At 37.2% G+C, this 22,608-nt stretch carries 23 protein-coding genes; 18 read left to right on the top strand and 5 right to left on the bottom strand.

The genetic code is table 11. The features are described 5' to 3' along the window. Positions 1–50 precede the first annotated feature (50 nt). Complete coding sequence (gene ahcY / locus GFO_RS14440) at positions 51–1,367, bottom strand: adenosylhomocysteinase (RefSeq protein ID WP_011710912.1); 1,317 nt, start codon at positions 1,365–1,367, stop codon at positions 51–53. A 64-nt stretch (positions 1,368–1,431) separates the two neighbouring features. On the opposite strand from ahcY, the gene GFO_RS14435 reads away from it, so the two are divergent. From GFO_RS14435 to GFO_RS14390, 10 genes are all read left to right on the top strand, one after another. Beyond that, positions 1,432–2,079, top strand: a complete 648-nt coding sequence (locus GFO_RS14435) for a 4'-phosphopantetheinyl transferase family protein (protein ID WP_041250152.1) — start codon at positions 1,432–1,434, stop codon at positions 2,077–2,079. Continuing rightward, positions 2,079–2,795: a geranylgeranylglyceryl/heptaprenylglyceryl phosphate synthase gene (locus GFO_RS14430; protein ID WP_011710910.1), complete on the top strand. Its 717-nt coding sequence runs from the start codon at positions 2,079–2,081 to the stop codon at positions 2,793–2,795. Before GFO_RS14435 ends, GFO_RS14430 begins: the two co-directional genes overlap by 1 nt. A 1,221-nt stretch (positions 2,796–4,016) precedes the next feature. Continuing rightward, entirely contained in the window at positions 4,017–4,403 is a 387-nt protein-coding gene (locus tag GFO_RS14425) for a VOC family protein (RefSeq protein WP_011710907.1), read from the top strand. Between the two features lie 423 nt (positions 4,404–4,826). Further along, complete coding sequence (locus tag GFO_RS14420) at positions 4,827–5,087, top strand: thiamine-binding protein (protein WP_011710905.1); 261 nt, start codon at positions 4,827–4,829, stop codon at positions 5,085–5,087. Beyond that, a complete protein-coding gene (pnuC, locus tag GFO_RS14415; RefSeq protein WP_011710904.1) occupies positions 5,071–5,703 on the top strand; it encodes a nicotinamide riboside transporter PnuC in 633 nt (210 codons plus the stop codon). Before GFO_RS14420 ends, pnuC begins: the two co-directional genes overlap by 17 nt. Further along, positions 5,664–6,242: an AAA family ATPase gene (locus tag GFO_RS14410; protein WP_011710903.1), complete on the top strand. Its 579-nt coding sequence runs from the start codon at positions 5,664–5,666 to the stop codon at positions 6,240–6,242. The genes pnuC and GFO_RS14410 overlap by 40 nt, the downstream gene beginning before the upstream one ends. Further along, positions 6,232–7,770 (top strand): DUF4301 family protein, encoded by a 1,539-nt coding sequence (locus GFO_RS14405; protein WP_011710902.1) that lies wholly within the window; start codon positions 6,232–6,234, stop codon positions 7,768–7,770. The genes GFO_RS14410 and GFO_RS14405 overlap by 11 nt, the downstream gene beginning before the upstream one ends. Position 7,771: 1 nt before the next feature. Beyond that, positions 7,772–8,173, top strand: a complete 402-nt coding sequence (gene arfB / locus GFO_RS14400) for an alternative ribosome rescue aminoacyl-tRNA hydrolase ArfB (RefSeq protein ID WP_011710901.1) — start codon at positions 7,772–7,774, stop codon at positions 8,171–8,173. 509 nt (positions 8,174–8,682) lie between these two features. Beyond that, positions 8,683–9,027, top strand: a complete 345-nt coding sequence (locus tag GFO_RS14395) for a hypothetical protein (RefSeq protein WP_011710900.1) — start codon at positions 8,683–8,685, stop codon at positions 9,025–9,027. A gap of 335 nt (positions 9,028–9,362) precedes the next feature. Continuing rightward, on the top strand, positions 9,363–10,715 hold the full coding sequence (locus tag GFO_RS14390) for a sigma-54-dependent transcriptional regulator (RefSeq protein ID WP_011710898.1): 1,353 nt from the start codon (positions 9,363–9,365) through the stop codon (positions 10,713–10,715). On the opposite strand, the gene GFO_RS14385 is transcribed toward GFO_RS14390, so the two are convergent. After that, positions 10,705–13,146, bottom strand: coding sequence for a hybrid sensor histidine kinase/response regulator (locus GFO_RS14385; RefSeq protein ID WP_011710897.1), 2,442 nt, complete (start codon positions 13,144–13,146; stop codon positions 10,705–10,707). The two genes, GFO_RS14390 and GFO_RS14385, sit on opposite strands and share 11 nt — an antisense overlap. A 283-nt stretch (positions 13,147–13,429) precedes the next feature. Between GFO_RS14385 and GFO_RS14380 the strand changes: the two genes are divergently transcribed. Then, positions 13,430–15,811, top strand: a complete 2,382-nt coding sequence (locus GFO_RS14380) for a TonB-dependent receptor (protein WP_011710895.1) — start codon at positions 13,430–13,432, stop codon at positions 15,809–15,811. A gap of 61 nt (positions 15,812–15,872) precedes the next feature. On the opposite strand, the gene GFO_RS14375 is transcribed toward GFO_RS14380, so the two are convergent. After that, positions 15,873–16,301 (bottom strand): Rieske (2Fe-2S) protein, encoded by a 429-nt coding sequence (locus GFO_RS14375; RefSeq protein ID WP_011710894.1) that lies wholly within the window; start codon positions 16,299–16,301, stop codon positions 15,873–15,875. Positions 16,302–16,555: 254 nt separating this feature from the next. Here GFO_RS14375 and greA point away from each other — a divergent pair, with 254 nt between their 5' ends. The 3 genes from greA (at position 16,556) to GFO_RS14360 (ending at position 17,935) form a co-directional block, all read left to right on the top strand. Then, positions 16,556–17,032: a transcription elongation factor GreA gene (gene greA / locus GFO_RS14370; protein ID WP_011710893.1), complete on the top strand. Its 477-nt coding sequence runs from the start codon at positions 16,556–16,558 to the stop codon at positions 17,030–17,032. Positions 17,033–17,129: 97 nt separating this feature from the next. Beyond that, the gene (locus tag GFO_RS14365) at positions 17,130–17,525 is read left to right on the top strand and encodes an HIT family protein (RefSeq protein WP_011710892.1); all 396 of its coding nucleotides are present in this window, start codon (positions 17,130–17,132) and stop codon (positions 17,523–17,525) included. Beyond that, positions 17,522–17,935, top strand: coding sequence for an acyl-CoA thioesterase (locus tag GFO_RS14360; protein WP_011710891.1), 414 nt, complete (start codon positions 17,522–17,524; stop codon positions 17,933–17,935). Before GFO_RS14365 ends, GFO_RS14360 begins: the two co-directional genes overlap by 4 nt. On the opposite strand, the gene GFO_RS14355 is transcribed toward GFO_RS14360, so the two are convergent. After that, positions 17,932–19,080 (bottom strand): sensor histidine kinase, encoded by a 1,149-nt coding sequence (locus GFO_RS14355; RefSeq protein WP_011710890.1) that lies wholly within the window; start codon positions 19,078–19,080, stop codon positions 17,932–17,934. The genes GFO_RS14360 and GFO_RS14355 overlap by 4 nt on opposite strands. Positions 19,081–19,194: 114 nt before the next feature. Here GFO_RS14355 and GFO_RS14350 point away from each other — a divergent pair, with 114 nt between their 5' ends. From GFO_RS14350 to GFO_RS14335, 4 genes are all read left to right on the top strand, one after another. Further along, complete coding sequence (locus tag GFO_RS14350; protein WP_011710889.1) at positions 19,195–20,067, top strand: flavin reductase family protein; 873 nt, start codon at positions 19,195–19,197, stop codon at positions 20,065–20,067. 8 nt (positions 20,068–20,075) lie between these two features. Continuing rightward, the gene (locus GFO_RS14345; RefSeq protein ID WP_011710888.1) at positions 20,076–20,450 is read left to right on the top strand and encodes a DUF3127 domain-containing protein; all 375 of its coding nucleotides are present in this window, start codon (positions 20,076–20,078) and stop codon (positions 20,448–20,450) included. A gap of 433 nt (positions 20,451–20,883) precedes the next feature. Then, positions 20,884–21,522, top strand: a complete 639-nt coding sequence (gene aat, locus GFO_RS14340; protein WP_011710887.1) for a leucyl/phenylalanyl-tRNA--protein transferase — start codon at positions 20,884–20,886, stop codon at positions 21,520–21,522. A 50-nt stretch (positions 21,523–21,572) separates the two neighbouring features. Continuing rightward, a complete protein-coding gene (locus GFO_RS14335) occupies positions 21,573–22,004 on the top strand; it encodes a hypothetical protein (protein WP_011710886.1) in 432 nt (143 codons plus the stop codon). Between the two features lie 9 nt (positions 22,005–22,013). On the opposite strand, the gene GFO_RS14330 is transcribed toward GFO_RS14335, so the two are convergent. Further along, positions 22,014–22,607 (bottom strand): DNA-3-methyladenine glycosylase I, encoded by a 594-nt coding sequence (locus GFO_RS14330; protein ID WP_011710885.1) that lies wholly within the window; start codon positions 22,605–22,607, stop codon positions 22,014–22,016. Between the last annotated feature and the right edge of the window lies 1 nt (position 22,608).

Here is a 22,608-nt window from a genome sequence, read left to right as displayed (position 1 = left end):
AAATGCGGGGCTATTTCTAATATCTCAAATCTAAAGTCTTAGATCTATTTTTAGTATCTGTAATATTCAGGTTTGTAAGGCCCTTCAACCGTTACCCCGATATATTCAGCCTGGTCTTGTTTAAGCTCTGTAAGCTCCACACCGATTCTTTCCAGGTGAAGTTTTGCTACTTTTTCATCTAAATGCTTCGGAAGCATATAAACTTCATTTTTATATTCATCGGTATTTTTCCAAAGTTCTATTTGTGCCAGCGTCTGGTTTGTAAATGAGTTACTCATTACAAAACTTGGGTGACCTGTAGCACAACCAAGGTTTACTAAACGACCTTCAGCAAGAAGAATAATGTCCTTCCCATTGATGGTATACTTATCTACTTGAGGTTTGATCTCTACTTTAGAATCTCCGTGCTTTTCATTTAACCAGGAAACAGCGATCTCATTGTCAAAATGACCAATATTGGCCACGATCGTCTTATCTTTCATCGCTTCAAAATGCTCTGGACGAACAATATCCTTATTTCCGGTAGTTGTGATCACGATATCTGCTTTAGGAAGCACCGTTTCAAGTTGCTTCACTTCAAAACCATCCATCGCCGCCTGTAATGCACAAATAGGGTCAATTTCAGTAACGGTTACAATAGAACCAGCACCTTTAAAAGATTGTGCAGTTCCTTTACCAACATCACCATAACCACAAACAACCACACGTTTACCAGCAAGCATCACATCGGTAGCACGACGAATCGCATCTACTGCGCTTTCACGACATCCGTACTTATTGTCAAATTTCGATTTAGTAACCGAGTCGTTTACATTGATGGCAGGCATAGGAAGTGTTCCTTTTTTCATGCGCTCATACAATCTGTGAACTCCAGTGGTAGTCTCTTCAGAAAGTCCTTTGATGCCTTCAGCAAGTTCTGGATATTCATCCAGCACCATATTGGTAAGATCCCCACCATCATCAAGGATCATATTCAATGGCTTACGATCTTCTCCGAAGAAAAGTGTTTGCTCGATACACCAGTTAAATTCCTCTTCAGTAAGTCCTTTCCATGCGTAAACCGGAATTCCGGCAGCAGCAATAGCAGCAGCAGCATGATCTTGAGTAGAAAAAATGTTACATGAACTCCAGGTAACATTTGCTCCAAGCTCTACAAGAGTTTCAATAAGAACCGCAGTTTGAATTGTCATATGCAAACATCCCGCAATTCTCGCTCCTTTTAAAGGCTTAGATGCTCCATATTCTTTACGAAGTGCCATCAAACCTGGCATTTCAGCTTCGGCAAGTTCTATTTCCCGGCGTCCGTATTCAGCAAGCTCAATATCTTTTACTTTATAAGCGGTATACGGTACTGTTTTAGTCGACATATTATTATATTTGAATATTAGCAATTTTTGTGACTGCAAAAATAAGGAAAAGCTTAGAAATTTTATGCCTCTTTATAAAACTATAACAGTTGACGAACATACTAAAGTCTTCATTTGGAAGGTGGAAGAATCTTTTGAATGGCTCTCTGATGGAATTGAATTAACCGAGCATTGCCAGAAAAGAGTTGATGGGATGAAATCTGAAATTCATCGTCGTGGATTTATGAGTATCAGGCATTTAATGGCTAAAGCAGGATATGTAGATCACGATCTTTATTATGGAGATGATGGGAAACCGCATTTAAAAGATGATAAGTATATATCCATAACTCATTCTTTCAATTTTACTGCGATTATTATCAGTGATAAGGATGTAGGAATTGATATCGAAAAACAGCGAAACAAGATCCTGAAAATTGCCCATAAATTTACGCCGCTGGACGAATATCATACCCTGGCCAATGAGGAAGCTTTAATTCGAAAATTGACCATTGTGTGGGGTGCCAAAGAATCGGTTTATAAACTAATCGCTCAACCCGGAGTTGGTTTTCTGCAACATATTAATGTAACCGATTTTGACTTCGATGATTTTATAACAACCACTCATGTTCGCTATAATGGAATCGATGACTGGTTTGATGTAAATTTTCTGGAATTTGAGAATTTCACCTGCGTATATGTTAAGCCTTCCAATTCTAAGTCGAAAGCCTGATGATCGAAGTTCAAAGTTATCTGGAGGAGATTCAGCAGGCAGCTTATGAAAATCGAAAAATGCTGGCGGTATTAATAGATCCCGATAAGTTTGATGATACTAAAGCTTCTCAATTCATTCAGAAATTGCCAGAAAATGCGACGCATATTTTTGTGGGCGGTAGTACGGTAGAAAAAGGCAGAACTTGTGAAGTGGTAAGTATCGTTAAAAATTATTGCGGATTACCAATTATACTTTTTCCGGGAGATCACAGTCAGATATCTTCTCATGCAGATGCTCTGCTATTTTTGAGCCTTATCTCCGGAAGAAATCCTGAATTTTTAATAGAGCAACAGGTACGCTCTGTAGAAAAGATAAGGAATACCAATCTTGAGATCATCCCAACAGGTTATATTTTGATTGATGGTGGAAAGGAAACGTCGGTTCAGAAAGTAAGCAATACGATCCCGTTAGCTCAAAATAATATTCAACAAATTGTAAATACGGCACTTGCTGGCCAGTATTCAGGAAAAAAGCTTATTTATCTGGAAGCGGGAAGCGGTGCGAAATTTTCAATTTCTTCTGAAATAATTCAGGCGGTAAAAACAGCATTGGATATTCCGGTTATTGTGGGTGGTGGTGTTCGCAGCATACAGCAACTTCAGTTAGCCTATGATGCGGGAGCCGATCTGGTGGTGATTGGAACTGCTTTTGAAAATGATGATTTTCATTCTTAAAATATTCGTCACCCTGAACTTGTTTCAGGGTCTAATGTTGTGATGCTGAAAGAGCTTAAGTATGACACTCAAATCACGATGTCATTTCGACCGCAGGGAGAAATCTCTTCTTCTGCCCATTGTTTTTCCGGTCATTGCGAACGCAGTGACGCAATCTCATAGTTGATCTTCAATTACCTTCTTTTCTTTTTCCGTTGCTGAAAAAGAAACAAAAAATCTAGTCTTCATTTTCTTGTTCACCCCTTACGGCTCGGAAGCTAAAAGAATTGGACTCCCTTTGGTCAAACAGCAATTTTTTTTTAACGCTTCTTTCGCCTACGGGTCCCGAAGTCGAAACTGAGGACGCTATCAAATTTGAAAACAGATTTCTTAGTCATTTCATTTCTTCGAAATGAGGATACTTTGTCAGCCTGAGCGCAGTCGAAGGCATTTCTATGAAAAAAAACTACATCATTTTATTTGCCGTGAATTATTAGTAAATCAATCCATCACCCTGAACTCGTTTCAGGGTCTCAACAGATGCTGAAACAAATTCAGCATGACTACCTTTTCGTGTGTTCATTTCGACCGCAGGGAGAAATCTCTTCTTCTGCTCATTGTTTTTCCGGTCATTGCGAACGCAGTGACGCAATCTCATAGTTGATCTTCAATTACCTTCTTTTCTTTTTCCATTGCTGAAAAAGAAACAAAAAATCTAGTCTTCATTTTCTTGTTCACCCCTTACGGCTCGGAAGCTAAAAGAATTGAACTCCCTTTGGTCAAACAGCAATTCTTTTTTAACGCTTCTTTCGCCTACGGGTCCCGAAGTCGAAACTGAGGACGCTATCAAATTTGAAAACAGATTTCTTAGTCATTTCATTTCTTCGAAATGAGGATACTTTGTCAGCCCGAGCGTAGTCGAAGGCATTTCTATGAAAAAAACTCCATCATTCTATTTACCGTGAATTATTGAGAAATCAATTCGTCACTCTGAACTCGTTTCAGGGTCTCAACAGATGCTGAAACGAGTTCAGCTTGACGATCTTCCGGTTTGTCATCCTGAGCGCAGTCGAAGGATGTCAAAGGTTGAAAATTTTTGTCATTTAGACCGCAGGGAAAAATCTCTAAGAAAAATATACCCATGAAAAACCTTAATCGTTTTACTTCTTCCAAATGCCTATAAGCTCGAAATTCATTAATTAGTTTTAAATTTAATGGTAATCAACCATAAATTAAATAATTATGAATATTGAAAATCCGGTCGTTTGGTTTGAGATCTATGTAAACGATCTTAATCGGGCCAAATCTTTTTACGAGCAAGTATTTAAAACGGAATTATCTGAAATAGGAGATCCCACCGACGAGGAAATAAAAATGCTCGGGTTTCCTGGGGATATGGAATCTAAGGGTAAGGCTTCAGGAGCTTTGGTTTATATGAAAGGAATGGACGTAGGAAAGAATAGTACTATTGTTTACTTTTTCAGTGAGGATTGTAGTGTGGAAGAATCGAGGATAAAAGATGCCGGGGGAAAGGTGGAAAGGGCGAAAATGTCTATTGGGGAATATGGTTTTATAAGTCTCGCTAAGGATACCGAAGGCAATATGATCGGGATTCATTCCATGGAATAGTAAAGCACCTCGACAAGCTCATTGCAATAATCGCAAATATATTAATGTTTTATCGTCGCCCTGTCCCGATAGCTATCGGGATCGTTTCAGGGTCTCAACAGATGCTGAATCAGGTTCAGCATGACGGTCTTACGGTATGTCATCCTGAGCGCAGTCGCAGGATGTCTTTAAGGTTGGAAATTTTTGTCATTTCGACCAAAGGGAGAAATCTATAAGAAATTGTATTTTAAAAAGAGATTTCTCAGTCGCTTCACTTCTTCGAAATTATAGGAAGAAGGCCTTTCAATAATTCCATATTTCAAGAAATTCTTCCATGTGAAGAGCCTAATTATCTCCTCCGGATTATCAATTTTCAATTGTTCATTCTCAATTATCTAAAATTCCATTCAGTTTTGGCTAACTTTGGTTGGAAAATAGAATTCAATGAACATATCAGTAGAACTTACACTTACGCCCATTCAGGATAATTATGAACCGGCGATCATTAATTTCATCAAAAAAATGAGAGAGTCGGGACTTACAGTGAAAGAAAACCCACTGAGTACCCAGGTTTATGGAGATTATGATGAGGTAATGGGATTGTTAAATAAAGAGATCAAAAATGCATTTGAAGCGATAGACCGCGGACTTATGTACGTAAAGATCGTGAAATCTGACCGTAGCGAATATGCAGCCGATTTTTGATTATTTCTTTAGTCAGTATTCAGATTATCCAACACTTTTTATAATTCTCGAAATCATTGCGGTAATCTTCGGATTTCTATCGGTTTGGTATTCCAAGCAAAATAATATTCTGGTATACCCAACCGGTATTGTGAGCACATTGATCTTTGTGTATCTGTTATGGCAGTGGCAATTGCTAGGAGATATGATGATCAACGCTTACTATTTCTCCATGAGCATCTATGGTTGGTATATCTGGACCCGAAAAGTAGATCCAGAGCATTATACCCCTATTACAAGCACTACTAAAAAGGAACAATTTCAGTCTGTGTTTATTTTTTTGGGAACCTTATTATTTGTGTTTGCGGTCTACGAATATTTTGACAAATGGAATAACTGGACCGCTTATATAGATACGGTAACCACAGCGATTTTCTTTGTGGGGATGTGGTTAATGGCTAAGAAAAAAATCGAAAACTGGATTTACTGGATTATAGGAGATATTATTTCTGTACCACTCTACTTTTATAAAGGTCTTACCTTTACCAGTCTGCAATATTTGGTATTCACAATAATTGCGATATACGGCTATAAAGCATGGAAGAAAAACTTGCGCAACGACCTGCGTCCTGCATAAAAATTGTCCTTTTCGGGTCTGAGTCTACGGGAAAGACCACTCTCTCCGAAGATCTCGCCAGTCACTACAAGGAGCCCATGGTGAAAGAATTTATGCGGGAATATCTTCAAGGAGTCTGGGATACTGAAAAACGCATCTGTGAACCTAAAGATATTATTCCAATCGCAGAAGGGCAGATGGAAGCCGAAAACAAACTTTCAAAACAAGCAGATAACCTGCTAATTTGCGATACAGACTTGCTGGAACTTAAAGTATATTCCGAAGCTTATTATGAGGGCTATTGCGATCCTCAACTTCTTAAACATGCGTTAAACAACCATTATCATCTCTACTTTTTGACGTATATTGATGTTCCCTGGACACCAGATGATTTGAGAGATAAACCTCACGATCGTGAAGGGATGTTTCAAAGATTTCAGAATACTCTGGATAAACATCAAAAACCTTATTTCATTTTAAAAGGAAACAGGGAAGAGCGTTTAAATAACGCAGTGAAAAAAATTGACCAACTATTAAAAGATAAGGATCGTGAATTTTAGTCAAAAAGATATTTTGCAGATTGAAGAGAAAGGGCTTTCAACCCAAGAAGTCGAGGAGCAGGTGGAGATCTTTAAGCGAGGAAATATTAAGGTGAATATTACCGAAGCTGCGACCGTAGGAAATGGAATAAGCAGGATAGAGCCAGCAGGTAAAAAAGAATTGATCAGTTTTTATGATGCTGAAAAAGATAATCACAGCATCCTGAAATTTGTACCGGCTTCTGGTGCGGCATCCAGAATGTTCAAAGCATTGCACAATTTTGCAGGTGAATTTGATCCTGAAAATGATACTTTAAGAGATTATCTTGATAAAAAGCAGGATGCCGATCTTCAGCGTTTTTTCAATCATATGGAGCAGTTGCCATTTTATGAACACGCTGTGGAGAGAGCTAAAAAGAATCATTCAGATTATGAAGATCTTTCCAACGATAAAAGGCATAAGATATTAGTAAAGACTATTTTGGAGTCTGATGGTTTGTATTTAAGCAATCTTCCAAAAGGATTAGTGCCATTTCATAAGTATAATATGAATACTGCCACTGCTTTTGAAGAACACTTGTTGGAAGCAGCGAAATATGTTGAGGTAAATGGAGTTGCTAAACTGCATTTTACGGTTGCAAAAGGAGATAAAGATAAATTTAAGGGAGAATGGAAAGAGATCCAGGAAAGAGTAGAAAACGAGACCGGGGTTAAATTTGAAATCGAATATTCCTATCAGGATCCTAAGACAGATACTATCGCGGTAGATAATAATTTTGAGCTTTTTAGAACTGAAGAGAATGACCTCTTCTTCAGACCCGGAGGCCATGGTGCTTTGATAGAAAATCTAAATCAGTTAGATGCAGAGATTGTTTTTGTTAAAAATATTGACAATGTGGTAACTGAAGAGGCAATGCAAAATGTTGCGAATTATAAAAAGATGTTAGGAGGGAAGCTTTTCAAGGTTCAGCAACAAATTTTCAAGTATTTAGAAACCCTGGAAAAAGGAAATGTACCTTCTGAAAAATTGGATGAAATTCAGCGTTTTTTAAATGAGGAGCTTTTCATTAAAAGCTCATCTAATCATGATTTATTTATTGAAGATCTGAAAGAGAAATTACATCGTCCGCTAAGAGTATGCGGAATGGTTAAAAACGAGGGAGAACCCGGAGGAGGTCCTTTTCTTGTAAAAGATAAAAATGGAGAAATCTCACTTCAAATTATTGAAGGTGCTCAGATAGATAATGATAATCCAGAACAGGCAAAAACAGCGCGGGAATCAACTCATTTTAACCCGGTAGATATCGTTTGTAGTCTGAAAGATCATAACGGAGAAGGTTTCGATCTACCTGGATATGTAGATAAGGAAATGAGCTTTATCGCTGATAAGACTAAGTATGGAAAAGCCTTAAAGGCTCTAGAACGTCCCGGTCTATGGAATGGAGGCATGGCAAAATGGAATACCATTTTTGTGGAAGTTCCTGTAGAAACATTTAATCCTGTTAAAACAGTTTCAGATCTATTGAAAGACTCCCATCAGGCTTCATAATATGGATGAAGAATTCGTTCTAACTGAACTGGACTATAAAGCAGTGCGAAGCTCCGGTCCCGGTGGTCAGCATGCAAATAAGACGGCAACAAAAGTAGAGTTAAGTTTTGATGTTGAAAATTCTCAGGCGCTTTCTGATCAGGAAAAGAAACGCATATTTAATAAGTTATCGGGAAGGATCAATAAAGAAGGGATTCTTAAGATGAATAGTGAGGATTCCAGGAGTCAGCACACCAATAAAGATATTGTAACTCAAAATTTCCTTTTTGAGATTAAAGAAGTACTTAAAAAACCTAAACGTCGTAAGAAGACAAAACCTACGAGGGCTTCAAAAATTAAAAGATTGAAAGCCAAAAAGAAAAAATCTGAAATTAAGGCAAATAGAAAAGATCCCTTAAAGTAAAAAGTGTAGAAATACTCCCCAATTATGAGGCAGGGTCTACATGTTTTTTGTGGAATTATCTACCTGTAATTTCAGGATGAAAAATTTAACATGCTATTTTTCAGTATAAGTAGGCGTTCTTCTATGTATTTTGGTTAGTGGTACGATTTTTACAATGTATTAAGTAGGTTAGTATTGGGAACGGAATAGATTATCAACTAACTAATTTATTCTGTTTTATAATTTAGATTTTCGGATTGAAAAGGCTCCTTTTGGAGTCTTTTCTATTTTACAGCATTTAGAGATACTTAAAGAGTCTAAAAAATTCATGGAGGTGAGGACTAAATTCCACAAGTATTAATAATGAATACTCATCTTTCTACATAATATTTTGTGAAATAAATACTGTATTATTTAATATCACTTTGTTTTATAGGTGTTTAGGGTGTATTGATGAAAATGGCATAATTATTCTATTGTGTTTGATATAACTAAAAGATCAAACTAAATAGATCAATAAAACAATAATTATGAAAAAGATTGCATTAGGTATTATGACCATTGGAGCTATGTTTTTTGCTACTAATAATCTTCACGCACAAGTGGAAGAAGTAGAGGTAGAGACTGAAATGGAAATGGAAGTGGAGCAGGAAGAATTTGCTTCTGTTGAAGTGATGGCATTACCGCAAGCTGTGAAAGATGCTGTGATGACAGATTATAATGGAGCGGTTGCTTCTGAAGCCTGGGTAAAGAGCGAAGGCGATTTGAAAGTTTACAAGCTTAAACTGGATGTGAAAGGTGAGACCGAAAAGGTTTTTATCGATCAGGATGGTAACTGGATTGAAGAAGATGATCTAGATGAGTCTAAAGAATAGATGTCCGTTTTAGGAGAAACCAACTCCTGGACAGCAGATCAATGAAGAGTTAAGTAGTTAATCTACCCCCGTGAACACGCAAAAAAGTGATTGTTTTCAGGTTCTATCCTGAAAACAACAACCAGAAAACTAACACTAAGAATCACTTTTTTGCTTGTTTATTTTTTCAAGATGTTGAGAAGTCTGTTAAATGGGAATTAGTTTTAGACAATTTATATAACCACAAAATTGTCAGAAAAGAGAGGTTGCACATCAACCTCTCTTTTTTTATGCTTTCTTTTAAAACCTAATGATTTAAAGATTATTACCTTTGTTGAGCTTTTTAAAATTGATCTATGTCTAAAGTTTTGGTTGTTGAAGACGATGTAGCATTTGGTACCATGCTAAAAACCTTTCTTGAGAAAAGGAATTATAAGGTAACTCTTGTTTATTCAGCTTCTGAAGCCTTTAAAAAAATATCATCAAATAAATTTGATCTGGTCTTAACCGATGTTAGGTTACCTGATAATGATGGATTAGAGATTCTGAAGAATGTAAAAGCAGAAAATCCGTCTACTCAGGTTATTGTAATGACCAGTTATGCAGAGATAAGTATGGCTGTAAATGCCATGAAAGAAGGAGCGTTCGACTATGTTTCCAAACCTTTCAGACCAGAATCTATTCTGCAAACCATTGAAAATGCATTGCATACCAATGAAGTAGCTCCGGTGGTTTCAAAACCTAAGCCTGCCAGGAAAAACAGGGGCCCTCTAACAGAAAATCTTGATCTGGTTAAAGGGGTGAGTGAGCCTTCAAGAAGGCTAAGTGATTATGTAGAATTAGTTGCCCCTACAAATATGTCGGTTTTAGTGACCGGTGAAAGTGGTACAGGAAAAGAACAGATAGCTAAAAGTATTCACTTGCAGAGTAAAAGGCATGCCGCTCCTTTTATAGCGGTAGATTGTGGAGCAATTCCGAAGGAGATCGCTTCCAGTGAGTTTTTCGGACATCTTAAAGGCTCATTTACTGGAGCAATTAACGATAAAACGGGACATTTTGAAGCAGCAAATGGAGGAACCCTGTTTCTGGACGAAATTGGAAATCTTACCTATGAACTTCAGGTACAATTATTAAGAGCTTTACAAGAGCGTAGAGTTAAGCCTGTAGGTAGCAATAATGAGGTAGAAGTTGATATTCGTGTTGTTACGGCTACCAATGAAGATCTTTCTGAAGCAGTAAAAGAAGGGGAGTTTAGAGAAGACCTTTATCATAGATTAAATGAGTTTTCTATTAAAGTTCCTGCATTAAGGGAAAGGAAAGAAGATCTTATGTTGTTTGCGAATCAATTTTTAGATGAAGCAAACGGAGATCTTGAAAAGAATATTCTTGGTTTTACAGATGAGGCTATTCATGCCTTTAAAAACTATAACTGGCCCGGAAACCTTCGAGAGCTTAAGAATATGGTAAAACGTGCCGTACTTTTAACTCAGGATGACCTTATCCCTTTAAAAGTATTGCCCCATGAGATTGCAACTTCTTCACGTACCAATGAAAATGATTATGGCCTGTTTAAGAATAAGAACGAGGAGCAATTAATTCTGGATGCGCTGGAAAAGACTGGTGGGAATAAGAGTAAAGCTGCCAGAATGCTTTCCATAGACCGAAAAACACTTTATAATAAATTGAAACAATACGGTATTAAACTGTAATATCGGTTTCTAAGCTGGACATTAATTCTTTCAGTTTTTTCTGAAAATAGATAAATTCAGATTTTTTTACTTCCTCTTTGGATTCCATTTTTATAAGGACTGGTATAACCTCATTTGCTTTCATTTGTCGTAGCATAGGAAGCATTCTATGGGCTAATTTTCCCATTTTGTCAATATCCCCTTCTTTGTAAGCAACTTCAAGTTCTAAACTGCTGCTGCCAGCTCCTTCGAGAAATGCCTGTATAATGGTTTGCATTGCCTGATCGTCATGGCCAGAGAATTCATAAATGTCGCTGAGGTCATAATTTTCAGATTTAAGGTTGCCATTGTGAGATTCTTCGGAAGCCACCTCTTCTTTATATTTTACCTCCAGTAACTGGGCTATATTTTGCTTTAGTTCAGTAGGCTTATAGGGTTTCAGTAATTTGTTGTTAAAACCTAATTGTCTATAGACGTCTTTTGCGATATCTGTTCTTCCTGAAAGTGCGATTACCGGAAGATCTTTAAGGTCATCATTAGTACGAATGTTTTTAATAAGCTGGAAACCATCAAGAATTGGCATTTGAATATCGGTTAGCACAAGATCAAATTCAGTGTTTTTAAGTCGATCAAGGGCTTCCTTTCCATTTTCAGCAGTTTCAATTTCAAACCCCATAGATTTCGCTACTTCCATGGTTAGTGATAACTGTCCCGGTTCATCATCCACGATTAAAGCTCTCATTCCCGAAGTTTGTAAATTATTTTCTTCAATAATCGTTTCGGTATTTTCTTCTTTTTCTGCTTCTTCCCTGGTTTCTGAAAGCTTTAATACCGGAATAGTAATAATAAACTCACTTCCTTTTCCCTGTTCGCTATTTACTTTTATTTTCCCTTCAAGTAATTCGGTAAGTCTCTTGGTGATGGCAAGCCCCAGCCCGGAACCCCCAAAACGCTTTTCAATACTGCTATTCTCCTGGGAAAATTCCTCAAAAATGCTGGCTTGCATTTCCTTGGAAATTCCGATTCCTGAATCTTTCACCCTGATCTCCAAAATATGATTTTCAGTAGAACTTTCCTGAAGTTTGGCAGCGATAAGAATACTTCCTTTTTCTGTAAATTTCCAGGCGTTTGAGATAAGATTTGCCAGAATTTGCTTGATCCGGAAAGGATCGCTCTGTATTTGAACATTGGTTTCTTTTGAAACTTCGATTTGGATCTTTACATCCTTTTTCTTTTCCGCAGGAATAATATTGTTTACCGTATCTTTTATAAGGTTTTTTGGGTTGAAAGAAAGCTTCTCAACCAGCATTTTTCCCGCCTCTAATTTGGATAGATCTAAAAGGTCGTTTACAAGTCTCAGGATGAATTCTGAAGATTTTTTAATTTGGGTTAAATAATGCTTCTGTTTTTCATTGAGATCGGTTTTCTGAATAAGATCTGTATAACCCATTACCGTGGTAAGCGGACTTCTAAGATCGTGAGTAATCGCGGCCATAAATTGCTCCCGACTGGCTAGTAAGGATTCAGCGAACTCCTTTGCTTCTTCCAGCTGAACTCTGTAACGCTGACTTCGGGTTACATCTCCAATAATGTTAATGATAAAATAGAGGATAATAAGCAGGATAACTGAACCTCCAAGAAAGATGATATTTGAAGTTTTATTTAGCATATTTTGAAAAATTTCAGCTCTTTCTACTGAATTCTCCCTTTCTTTTAATTCAAGTTCGGCCAATAAACTTTGAAGTTGTTGATTCAGGATGAGATCATTGTTCAATAATTCATTCTCCTTTTGGATTACCTCATTCTGAAATTGTCTGTTAGCAAATTCAAGATCTGTTAAAACCCTTTTTACAGATTTCACAACAGAATCAAGACGTTGGGTGGTTATGCGCTCCTCATTATCTTCTTTTGAATATTCCAGCCATTTAACCAGGATATCTTTTTGATAAGATTTAAGATTTCTGAATCTGTTCTCATAACTATAATCTTTAAAAGATTGATCAATATTTCTAAGTTCACTTAAAGCTTTAGAATAATAATTTGTATTTCTATCGGTATCCCTCAGGGCAACAAGTTCCTTTAAGTTTTCAGTTTTTTTATTCAGAAGCTTGTTAATACTGTCCACCTCATTTTCAAGATCTATATTTTGATAGATCTCTTCAAGCCTGTTAAGTTTGGATTTTATAGTATCGATCTGGGAATTATAAAGTTTTAATTCCTCTTCTGAACCTGTTTGAATAAGTCGGCGACTGGTATTTTCAGATTCGTTTAGATTGGTGCTTATTTCGCTAACCAGAATAAGTTGGCGGTTATTTTCGGTGTTAGATTGAGCGATTTCAGAATAATCGATTACCTGGTTATAGACATACCAAACAGCAAGAGCTGCTAAAATGGCTACAATTACATATCCGGTAACTACTTTTGCGGTGATGGAGCGTTTCGCACTATACATTATTCAGGTTTAAATCTAAAATTAAGCCAAATATGGCAAATCTCTTCAAATGTATTGTATTTCTAAAAAAGCAACTTACATTTGCGCCGTAATCTCATAAGGGGTGCCCGAATGGGCTGAGATCATACCCAATGAACCTGGGCAGGTAATGCTGCCAAGGGAATTGCGTGAAAGCGCAGTGTATGTACTCCTGATTTTGCCAAATGGCAGCTTCAGGATTTTTTTATTTATAAACTTAAACAAGAAGAGTAATCGCCCCTTTTATTCGTAAAATTTATTACGGATGAAAAATGTATTATTTTTTGTAGGTCTTCTAGTACTTTCCATACAGGCCTATGCACAAGAATTTAAACTTTCGGGTACCGTTACCGAAAATGGAGTTCCATTAAATGAAGCTTCGGTTTACATCAAAAGTACAGGAACAGGAACACTTACCGACGAAGATGGTAATTATTCTTTGAGCCTTGAAGATGGCACGTACACGGTGGTTTTTGTCTTCGGAAATCAGAAAAGTAAAAGAGTTGTGATAGATTCAGATAAAACGCTGAATATAGACCTCTCGGGAGCTGAAGAATCATTAGATGAAGTTTTCCTTTCTGCGGTGAGGGTAACAGAGAAATCTCCTATTACTTACAGCAATCTTAGTAATGAGGAAATCGAAGATCGAAACCTGGGCCAGGATATCCCGGTTTTGATGAGTTATATGCCCAATGTGGTTACTACTACAGATGCCGGAGCCGGGGTAGGTTATACGGGAATCCGCGTTCGAGGTAGTGATGCCACCAGAGTTAATGTGACCATAAATGGAATTCCTTATAATGATGCCGAAAGCCAGGGAAGTTTTTGGGTGAATTTGGGGGATTTTGCCTCATCTGTAGAAAACCTACAGCTACAACGAGGTGTGGGTACTTCTACCAATGGGGCAGGTGCTTTTGGTGCCAGCCTAAACATTTTAACCGATTCTTATAAAGAAGAAGCTCAAGGTGAGATTGCCAATAGTATAGGGTCTTACAATACTTTTAAACATACGGTGAAATTTAGTACCGGGCTTATTAATGACCATTTTTCCTTTTCTGGACGGGCTTCAAAGATTAAAAGCGATGGTTATATAGATCGTGCAAGCAGTGATTTAAAGTCTTATTTTCTGCAAGGAACTTTTGTAGATGATAATACACTCATTAAAGCATTGACTTTTGGTGGTAGCGAACGCACTTACCAGGCATGGTATGGGATAGATAAAGAAACGCTGGAAAATGACCGGACTTTTAATCCTGCGGGAATCTATACCGATGAGAATGGAAATACTAAATTCTACGATAATCAAACCGATAATTATAAACAGGATCACTATCAGCTACTTTGGAACCAGGACTATAATAGCAACTGGTCTTCAAATATCGCGTTTCATTATACCTACGGAAGGGGTTACTATGAAGAGTACAATGAAGATGCAGATTTAGCAGAATTTGGATTGCCCACCTTCGTGGCAGAAGGGGAAGAAGTGACTACCTCTGATATTGTTGGTACAAAATGGCTGGACAATCATTTCTACGGAACGGTCTTCAGTTTAAATTATGAAAATACCAATTGGGATGTGACGCTTGGTGGTGGATTGAATAGATATGAAGGCGATCATTTCGGGGAAGTGCTCTACACAAGATTTGCCAGGAATAATGATCCTTATGAACCCTATTATTTTAATCAGGCAGATAAAACTGATTTCAATATCTATGGAAAAGCAAATTTCGCCATTACTGAAAAACTTGCCGGATATGCCGACCTTCAGCTAAGAACTGTGAGTTATGAAACTCACGGCATGCTGGACGATCAATCCAGTTTCTTGAATGATGATAGCTTCAGCTTTTTTAATCCGAAAGCAGGAATTACCTATGAGATCAATCCTTTTAACCAGCTATACCTGTCTTACGCAAAAGCGCATAGAGAACCTAGCCGCAATGATTATGAGAATGGAGATCCTGAGCCAGAAGAATTAAATGATTTTGAACTGGGGTGGAGGCATAATTCTCAAAATTTTCAGGTAAACACTAATCTGTATTATATGGATTATCAAAATCAATTGGTGCTTACTGGTGGAATTGATGATGTGGGAGCCTTTATCCGCCAGAATAGCGGGAACAGTTATAGATTAGGACTGGAAATAGATGCAACAGTTAGGCTTTCAGATAAGTTTTCAGTAAGACCTAATATTTCTTTGAGCCAGAATAAGAACGTAGATTTTGTTTCAACTTTTAACGGAGAGTTACAGGAATATGGAAACACAGATATTTCTTATTCTCCGGAGATCGTTGCCGGAAATATTTTTAACTATGAGCCAATTAATGGTTTAGAACTTAATCTCCTTTCTAAATATATTGGGGAACAATTCATGAGTAATGTGGAAGCAGAAAACTCTAAACTTGATAGCTATTTTGTAAACGATTTTAATGTACAGTATAGCTGGGAACAGCCCTGGGTCTTTAAAGAAATTGTCATCACGGGTCTGGTGAACAATATCTTTAATGAGAAATATGTCTCCAACGGTTATTATTTCACATTTAATGTTCCTAATGAAGATATTCCTTCCGGAGTACAAACTTTAGATGGAGCCGGGTATTATCCACAAGCCACTACTAACTTTTTGTTAGGTTTAACCTTAAAGTTCTAAAAGCTTTAAGGATTTTAGCTGCCTCCTTTTCAAAATGTAGGGTTTTGAAGGGGAGGCTTTTTTAATTAAAAACCTGTAATTGGTTGCCAGATCGCTGTACGCGGTAAGGTCTCATGGTGTATTGACCATCCCCTTCTACAAGTTCTCCGGTAATTACATTATATTGATTCCCTTCACAACCACAGGTAGCGATTACGCCATTAACGGTCATCCCTGAACAGTTACTTGGTGGATGATTGGGATCACTAAGTTCAAAAGCCGTGTATTGTGAGTTATTAATATTGTAGATTACCACACCTCTAATCCCATAGTTAGTAGTGGCATAAGAATTTCCTGGAAATTGAAGATCATTATATTCTGGGAAACTAAGATTCAGTTGAAATCTAAAATTTAGATCGGGCAAATTTGGATTATTTCGAATTTCATCATCAGATCCGGAACAAGCTGTAATAACAATAAAAACAACTAGTAAGCTTAAAAATTTTTTCATAGAATATTGAGTTGGAACGAAAATAATATAATTGTTCCGAAAGATTAAATTTCTTACATTTGTTTAAAGAAATCCCGTTAGAAATGGGATTTTTTCAGTTAATGATACAATAGTTTATACCCGGAGAGCCAAAAACTTTTGATCCGGGCAATTCCGCATTCAGGAATTCAATTATTAATAGAATCATTATAAGGTATTTTTCCGGCTCCAGAGGCTCTAATCCACTGGCCGCGAAATATTAAAACGATAAAGTTATGAGTAAAGTATCTTATTATACCCCTGAAGGGTTAAAAAAGCTTAGAGATGAATTAAATCATCTTAAAGATGTAGAGCGACCAAAAGCTTCTGAAGCAATTGGAGAGGCTAGAGACAAAGGAGATTTGAGTGAGAATGCCGAGTATGACGCCGCAAAAGAAGCTCAGGGCCTGTTGGAAATGAAAATTTCTAAAATGGAAGAAGTTGTTGCCAATGCACGAGTAATAGATGAATCGCAATTAGATACTTCTAAAGTGTTGGTACATTCTCATGTGAAGATCAAAAATCAAACGAATGGGGCAGAAATGACCTATAAATTAGTTGCACAGAGTGAAGCCGATCTTAAATCGGGAAAAATTTCAGTAGATTCTCCCATAGGAAAAGGTCTTCTAGGAAAGAAAGTTGGGGATACTGCCGAAATCGAAGTTCCAAATGGAACTGTTAAGTTTGACGTGATCGAGATCTGGAGAGAATAATCAGGTTCATTTCAGTTAAAAATTAATCCTTTTCTTTCATCCGTAATTTCGGAAATAAGAAAAGGATTCTTTAATTTTATTAAAAATCAACCTAATTATGTCAACACTGTTCACAAAGATTGTAAAAGGAGAAGTGGCTTCTTATAAAGTAGCTGAAAACAGTCAGTTTTTAGCTTTTTTAGATGTTAGGCCTAATGTAAGAGGACATGTTTTGTGTATTCCAAAAAAGGAAGTTAACAAAATATGGGATCTGGAAGAAGAAATGTACCAGGAGTTGATGCGTTTTACCAGGAGTGTCTCTATTGCACTGGAAAAAACTGTTTCCTGTAAAAGAGTAGGGATGGCAGTGGTTGGTTTAGAAGTGCCGCACACGCATGTTCACCTAATTCCGCTGAATACTATGAATGATATGGACTTTTCGAATCATGTGGAAATGAGCGAACAGGAATTCAAAGATCTGGCTGAAGCTATCCATTCTAATCTTGAACTGTGACCAATTTTTCTGCTTTCAAATTAAATCTGAAAATTAGAATAGACTGGAGCGATCTGGATATGTATGAACACGTGAATAATATTTCATACATGCGATATCTCCAAAGCGGTAGAGTTAATTTCTGGGAAGCTTCCGGTATTCATGAATTTTATCAAAGTTCTAACCAGGGAACCATGTTGGTTTCTACAAAATGTGATTTTAAAAAGTCCCTTCACTATCCCGGAAATGCAATTGTTAAAACAAAGCTTGATTTTATTGGAAATACCAGTTTTGGTTTAAAGCACATCATTTTAAATGAAAAAGAGGAACTTTGTGCGGAAGGAATAGATGTGGTGGTTTGCTTCGATTTTGAGGAGAAAAAGACGATTCCAATTCCCGATTGGATGCGAGAAAAAATCTCTGAATTCTAGAGCTTTTTTAAACTTATCTGAAATGTTGTACCCTTACCGATTTCGCTTCTCGCAACTTTAATCTTCCCTTTATGGTATTCTTCAATAATTCTTCTGGCAAGTGAAAGTCCAAGGCCCCAGCCCCGTTTTTTAGAGGTTTGCCCTGGTTCAAATATCGATTTGTATTTATTCTTGTCAATACCTTTTCCAGTATCAATAATATAGATATGTGCCTGCTTCATATCCTGTTTGATTTCAATTTGAAGTTCTCCGCGCCCACGCATCGCATCAATGGCATTTTTCACAAGGTTCTCTATGGTCCAGCTGTAAAGCTGTTCATTTAGCATAACCCAGATAGGCTGCCGTGGAGCACGAATACTAAAATCTATAAGCTTGGAACTTCTGGTTTTTAAATATTCAAAACTCTCTTTGGTAGAAGCTACAATATCGGTTTCTTTAAGATTAGGGGAAGAACCAATTTTTGAAAATCTTTCCGTAATGGTTCTAAGTCTGTCTATGTCTTTTTCCATTTCCTCTACATAGGAAGGATTGATGTTTTCAGTTTTCAAAATTTCAGTCCAGCCTATCAAAGAACTAAGCGGAGTTCCAATTTGGTGTGCGGTTTCCTTTGCCATCCCTGCCCAAAGTTTATTTTGCTCACTGGATTTAGTCGTGGTATAAAAGAAATAAACGACTCCGATAAATAGAAATCCAATCAGAGTAAGTCCAATAGGGTAATACTTTAGTTTATTAAGCGCAGGAGAGTTTCCGTAGTATAAATATTGCACCTGTCCATCTCCCAGATCAATGATGATAGGCTCATTTTCTCCCTTCAAATCCTTAAGATAAGCGTTTATGTTATCAGTATCCTCAAGAATTGTCGGGTCAAGGTTGGTAGTATAGGCAACTTCCCCATTTTCATCTGTATGGATGATAGGAATAGTGGTGTTATTATTTAAAATTTCTAAAATGAGGCTTAGGTCAGCATCTTCTGGAGCGTTGCTAAGTTCTTCCTGCGCCTTGGCCCAAATATTCATTTTTGCCCGTTCGTCCTCTTTGAGGCGTTGAAAAAAAATATTTGTGTTCCAGAGCACCAGGGCGGTGACCACAAAACAGGAAATAATGATAAACCAGCGATTAAAGCTGCGTTCGTCGGGTAGATTCATGTATGCTTCCGGCTTTTAATGCAAAATAAATATAAGCGTTTTAAAACTATTTTTATTGTAATGCATTGCTTTTCATTCCTTATTCGATTCTTTATCTTTGGCAAAAATTAATCTATGTTAAGTATAGAACCCAAGGACGTAAGTGTAGGGAAATTACATCAATATCTTCTGGGTGCCATAGGTCCAAGGCCTATTGCATTTGCAAGTACTATTGATAAAGATGGAAATCCTAATCTCTCCCCTTTTAGTTTTTTCAATGTTTTTGGTGCGAATCCACCGGTGTTGATCTTTTCTCCTGCTAGAAGAGGAAGGGACAATACCACTAAACATACTTTTGAAAACGCTAAGAACGTAGATGAGGTAGTGATCAATATTGTGAATTATGATATTGTTCAGCAGATGTCCCTTTCTAGTACAGAATATGCCGAAGGAGTGAACGAATTTGAAAAATCAGGTTTGACTATGCTAAAATCTGATCTGGTAAAGCCTTTTCGCGTAGCGGAATCCCCGGTTCAGCTGGAATGTAAGATCAAAGAGGTCGTTGAAACCGGAACTGAAGGCGGCGCAGGAAATTTGGTGATTTGCCATGTAGTGAAAATGCATGTAAAAGAGGAAATTCTTGATGAAGATGGATTTATAGATCAGCATAAAATAGACCAGGTGGCTCGAATGGGAGGGAACTGGTATACACGTGCTAAAATGGGAATGTTTGAAGTACCTAAACCTCTGTCTACTTTGGGAATTGGAGTAGATTCAATGCCGAAAGATGTAAGAACGAGCAGTGTGTTAACCGGAAATGATCTTGGAAAATTAGGAAATGTAGAGGCTTTACCTGAGAATGGTGAAATTGAAACGTTTTTAAAAACGAATACTACAGATGCTGAACTTGTAAAAACTGGAAATACACAAAAAATTCATAAACAGGCACAGACTTATCTTGAGAAAGATCAGCCGGAAAATGCCTGGAAAATATTATTAGCAAAATAAACGAGACAATGGAAGTACAGGGAAAAATTAAGCTTATTGGCGAAACGAAAACATTTGGAAGCAATGGTTTTCAAAAAAGGGAAATGGTAGTGACTACAGAGGAGCAGTATCCTCAGCATATCATGATAGAATTTGTTCAGGATAAATGCAGTCTTCTGGACGCTTTTCAGGTAGGTCAGCCGGTTAAAATTGGGGTGAATCTTAGAGGTCGCGAATGGGTAAGTCCACAAGGTGAAACAAAATATTTCAATTCTATCCAGGGATGGAGAATTGAAAATCTTGCTGCGCAACAGCCATCAGGAGGTTCTAATGTACCGCCACCAGACCAGTTTGAGCCAGCCAGCGACTTGAACGAAGAAGATTATGATGATCTTCCATTCTAGAATTTATCAGTCATTTCGACCAACGGGAGAAATCTATTGAGATCTCTCACATTCGTTCGAGATGACATTTTCTAAGTAATATGTAGAACTGAGCTTGTCGAAGTTCGATTTAAAAATATTGAAGTCCGGTTGTGTTTGCACCGGACTTTAGTTTGTTTATAAAGGTCAAAAGTAGATTTAGATTCAGGTAATTTTTAATATGGCCTATCGAAAATTTATCGACAAATTTGAAGCGAAAGAGCCTTAAAATTTTAGGCTGTTTGAGCTAAATGAATTTATTTTTGAATGTTAACTTCCATAGCGAGTTCCTAAAATTTAAGCTTCGAGTGAAAAATTTAGATACATCTTCGTAAGCCTAGATTTTTTTGATTACTTTTTTCAACAATGGAAAAAAATAATAAGACAATATTATTTAGAATCCCAAAAGAAGCACTTGTATTTTATAAATCCACAAGAAAAATTCCCTCCCGTTAGTTTCGCTGACGAAGACGGCCTATTGGCAGTAACCCGTGATCTTAGTCCCGATAGATTGATGGAGGCATATTATAAAGGCATTTTCCCATGGTATAATGAAGGTCAGCCGGTGCTTTGGTGGTCGCCAGATCCCAGGATGGTGCTTTTTCCCGAGAATCTAAAAATTGCCAAAAGTATGCGACCATACCTGAATCAGGATAAATTTCAGGTAACTTTCAATCAGGAATTTGAAAAAGTTATAGAAGCCTGCGGAAATGTGAATAGAGAAGGTCAGGATGGCACCTGGATCACCCCCGAGATTAAAGAGAACTACTTAAAATTGCATCAGGAAGGGATTGCAGTTTCTACTGAAGTCTGGGAGGGTTCTATGCTCGTAGGAGGCCTTTATGGTATTTATTTGAAAGATAAGAAAGTTTTTTGCGGGGAGAGCATGTTTTCTAAAGCAAGTAATGCTTCGAAATTTGGCTTTATTAAATTGGTTCAGAAACTGGAAAAAGAAGGAGTGAAGCTTATAGATTGCCAGATTTACACCAGTCATTTAGAAAGTCTTGGAGCTGAAGAAATTGATAGAATAGAATTTTTAAAATTTTTAATTTAGGCTGTTTTTTCAATACATTTTTTAGCTACTTTCATCTTAAAATATAAAACGTGAGAGCTAAAATATTTATCATCATTTTCTTATCCTTCCTTATATTATCCTGCGATTCTAATGACGATGAAACCCTTGTACAGCCTGAAATTGCAAATATCACTGCAGAGCTTCTGTATTTTAAACATGAAGTAGACAAAGAGAATAAAACCGAATCTCTGGAGTATAAAATTCAGATAAATAATTTGTCAAGTTTTGGTGTCAAGGGTGTTCCGAAGATTTCTACAAGACGTTTGAATGATCCGGAAACTACCTACACCATGCTCTATCTTAATAATGATATTCCCTGCGAGTTTTTAGAAGCTAATTCCAATTGTACGGTTTCTCATAGAATAAAAGAAACTTACAATATAGATGTAACGGGACCGGATGGTCCTAAAGAAATACAAATGGCGAATTTTGAATATGTTGTTTTAGAAGAGCTACGATAGCCAGATTGATTAGCCTTTCATCTTTTCGCCAAGCTTTTTAACCTCCGGATATCTAAAACAATCTGTTTGATGATCGTTTACCATACCTGTGGCCTGCATATGCGCATAGATCACGGTAGAACCCACGAACTTAAAACCTCTTTTCTTTAGATCTTTGCTTAGTTTATCACTCAGTGCTGTAGTTGCGGGGGCTTTTTTATAATTTTCGACCTCATTCTGAATTGGCTGGCCATCTACAAACTGCCAGATATAGTTGCTAAAACTGCCAAATTCATCCTGAATTTTCATAAACTCCCTGGCATTGGTCACAGCAGCCCTGATCTTCATCTGGTTTCTGATGATTCCTGCATTTCCCATTAATTCAGTGACTTTCGCATCTTTATATTGAGCAATCTTCTTATAATCGAAATTATCAAAAGCTTTTCTGAAATTGTTTCGTTTACGTAAAACAGTGATCCAGCTTAATCCCGCTTGAAATGTCTCCAAAGTGAGGAACTCAAATAAAGTTTCATCATCCAAAACCGGTACGCCCCATTCATGATCGTGATATGCTTCATAAAGTGGATCGCCTTCACACCAGCCGCAACGTTTGATTTCTGCCATA

The sequence above is a fragment of the Christiangramia forsetii KT0803 genome, assembly GCF_000060345.1.
GTDB classification, from domain to species: domain Bacteria; phylum Bacteroidota; class Bacteroidia; order Flavobacteriales; family Flavobacteriaceae; genus Christiangramia; species Christiangramia forsetii.
Note: the sequence above shows the minus strand (reverse complement) of the source record. Positions and strands in the feature narration are given on the sequence as shown.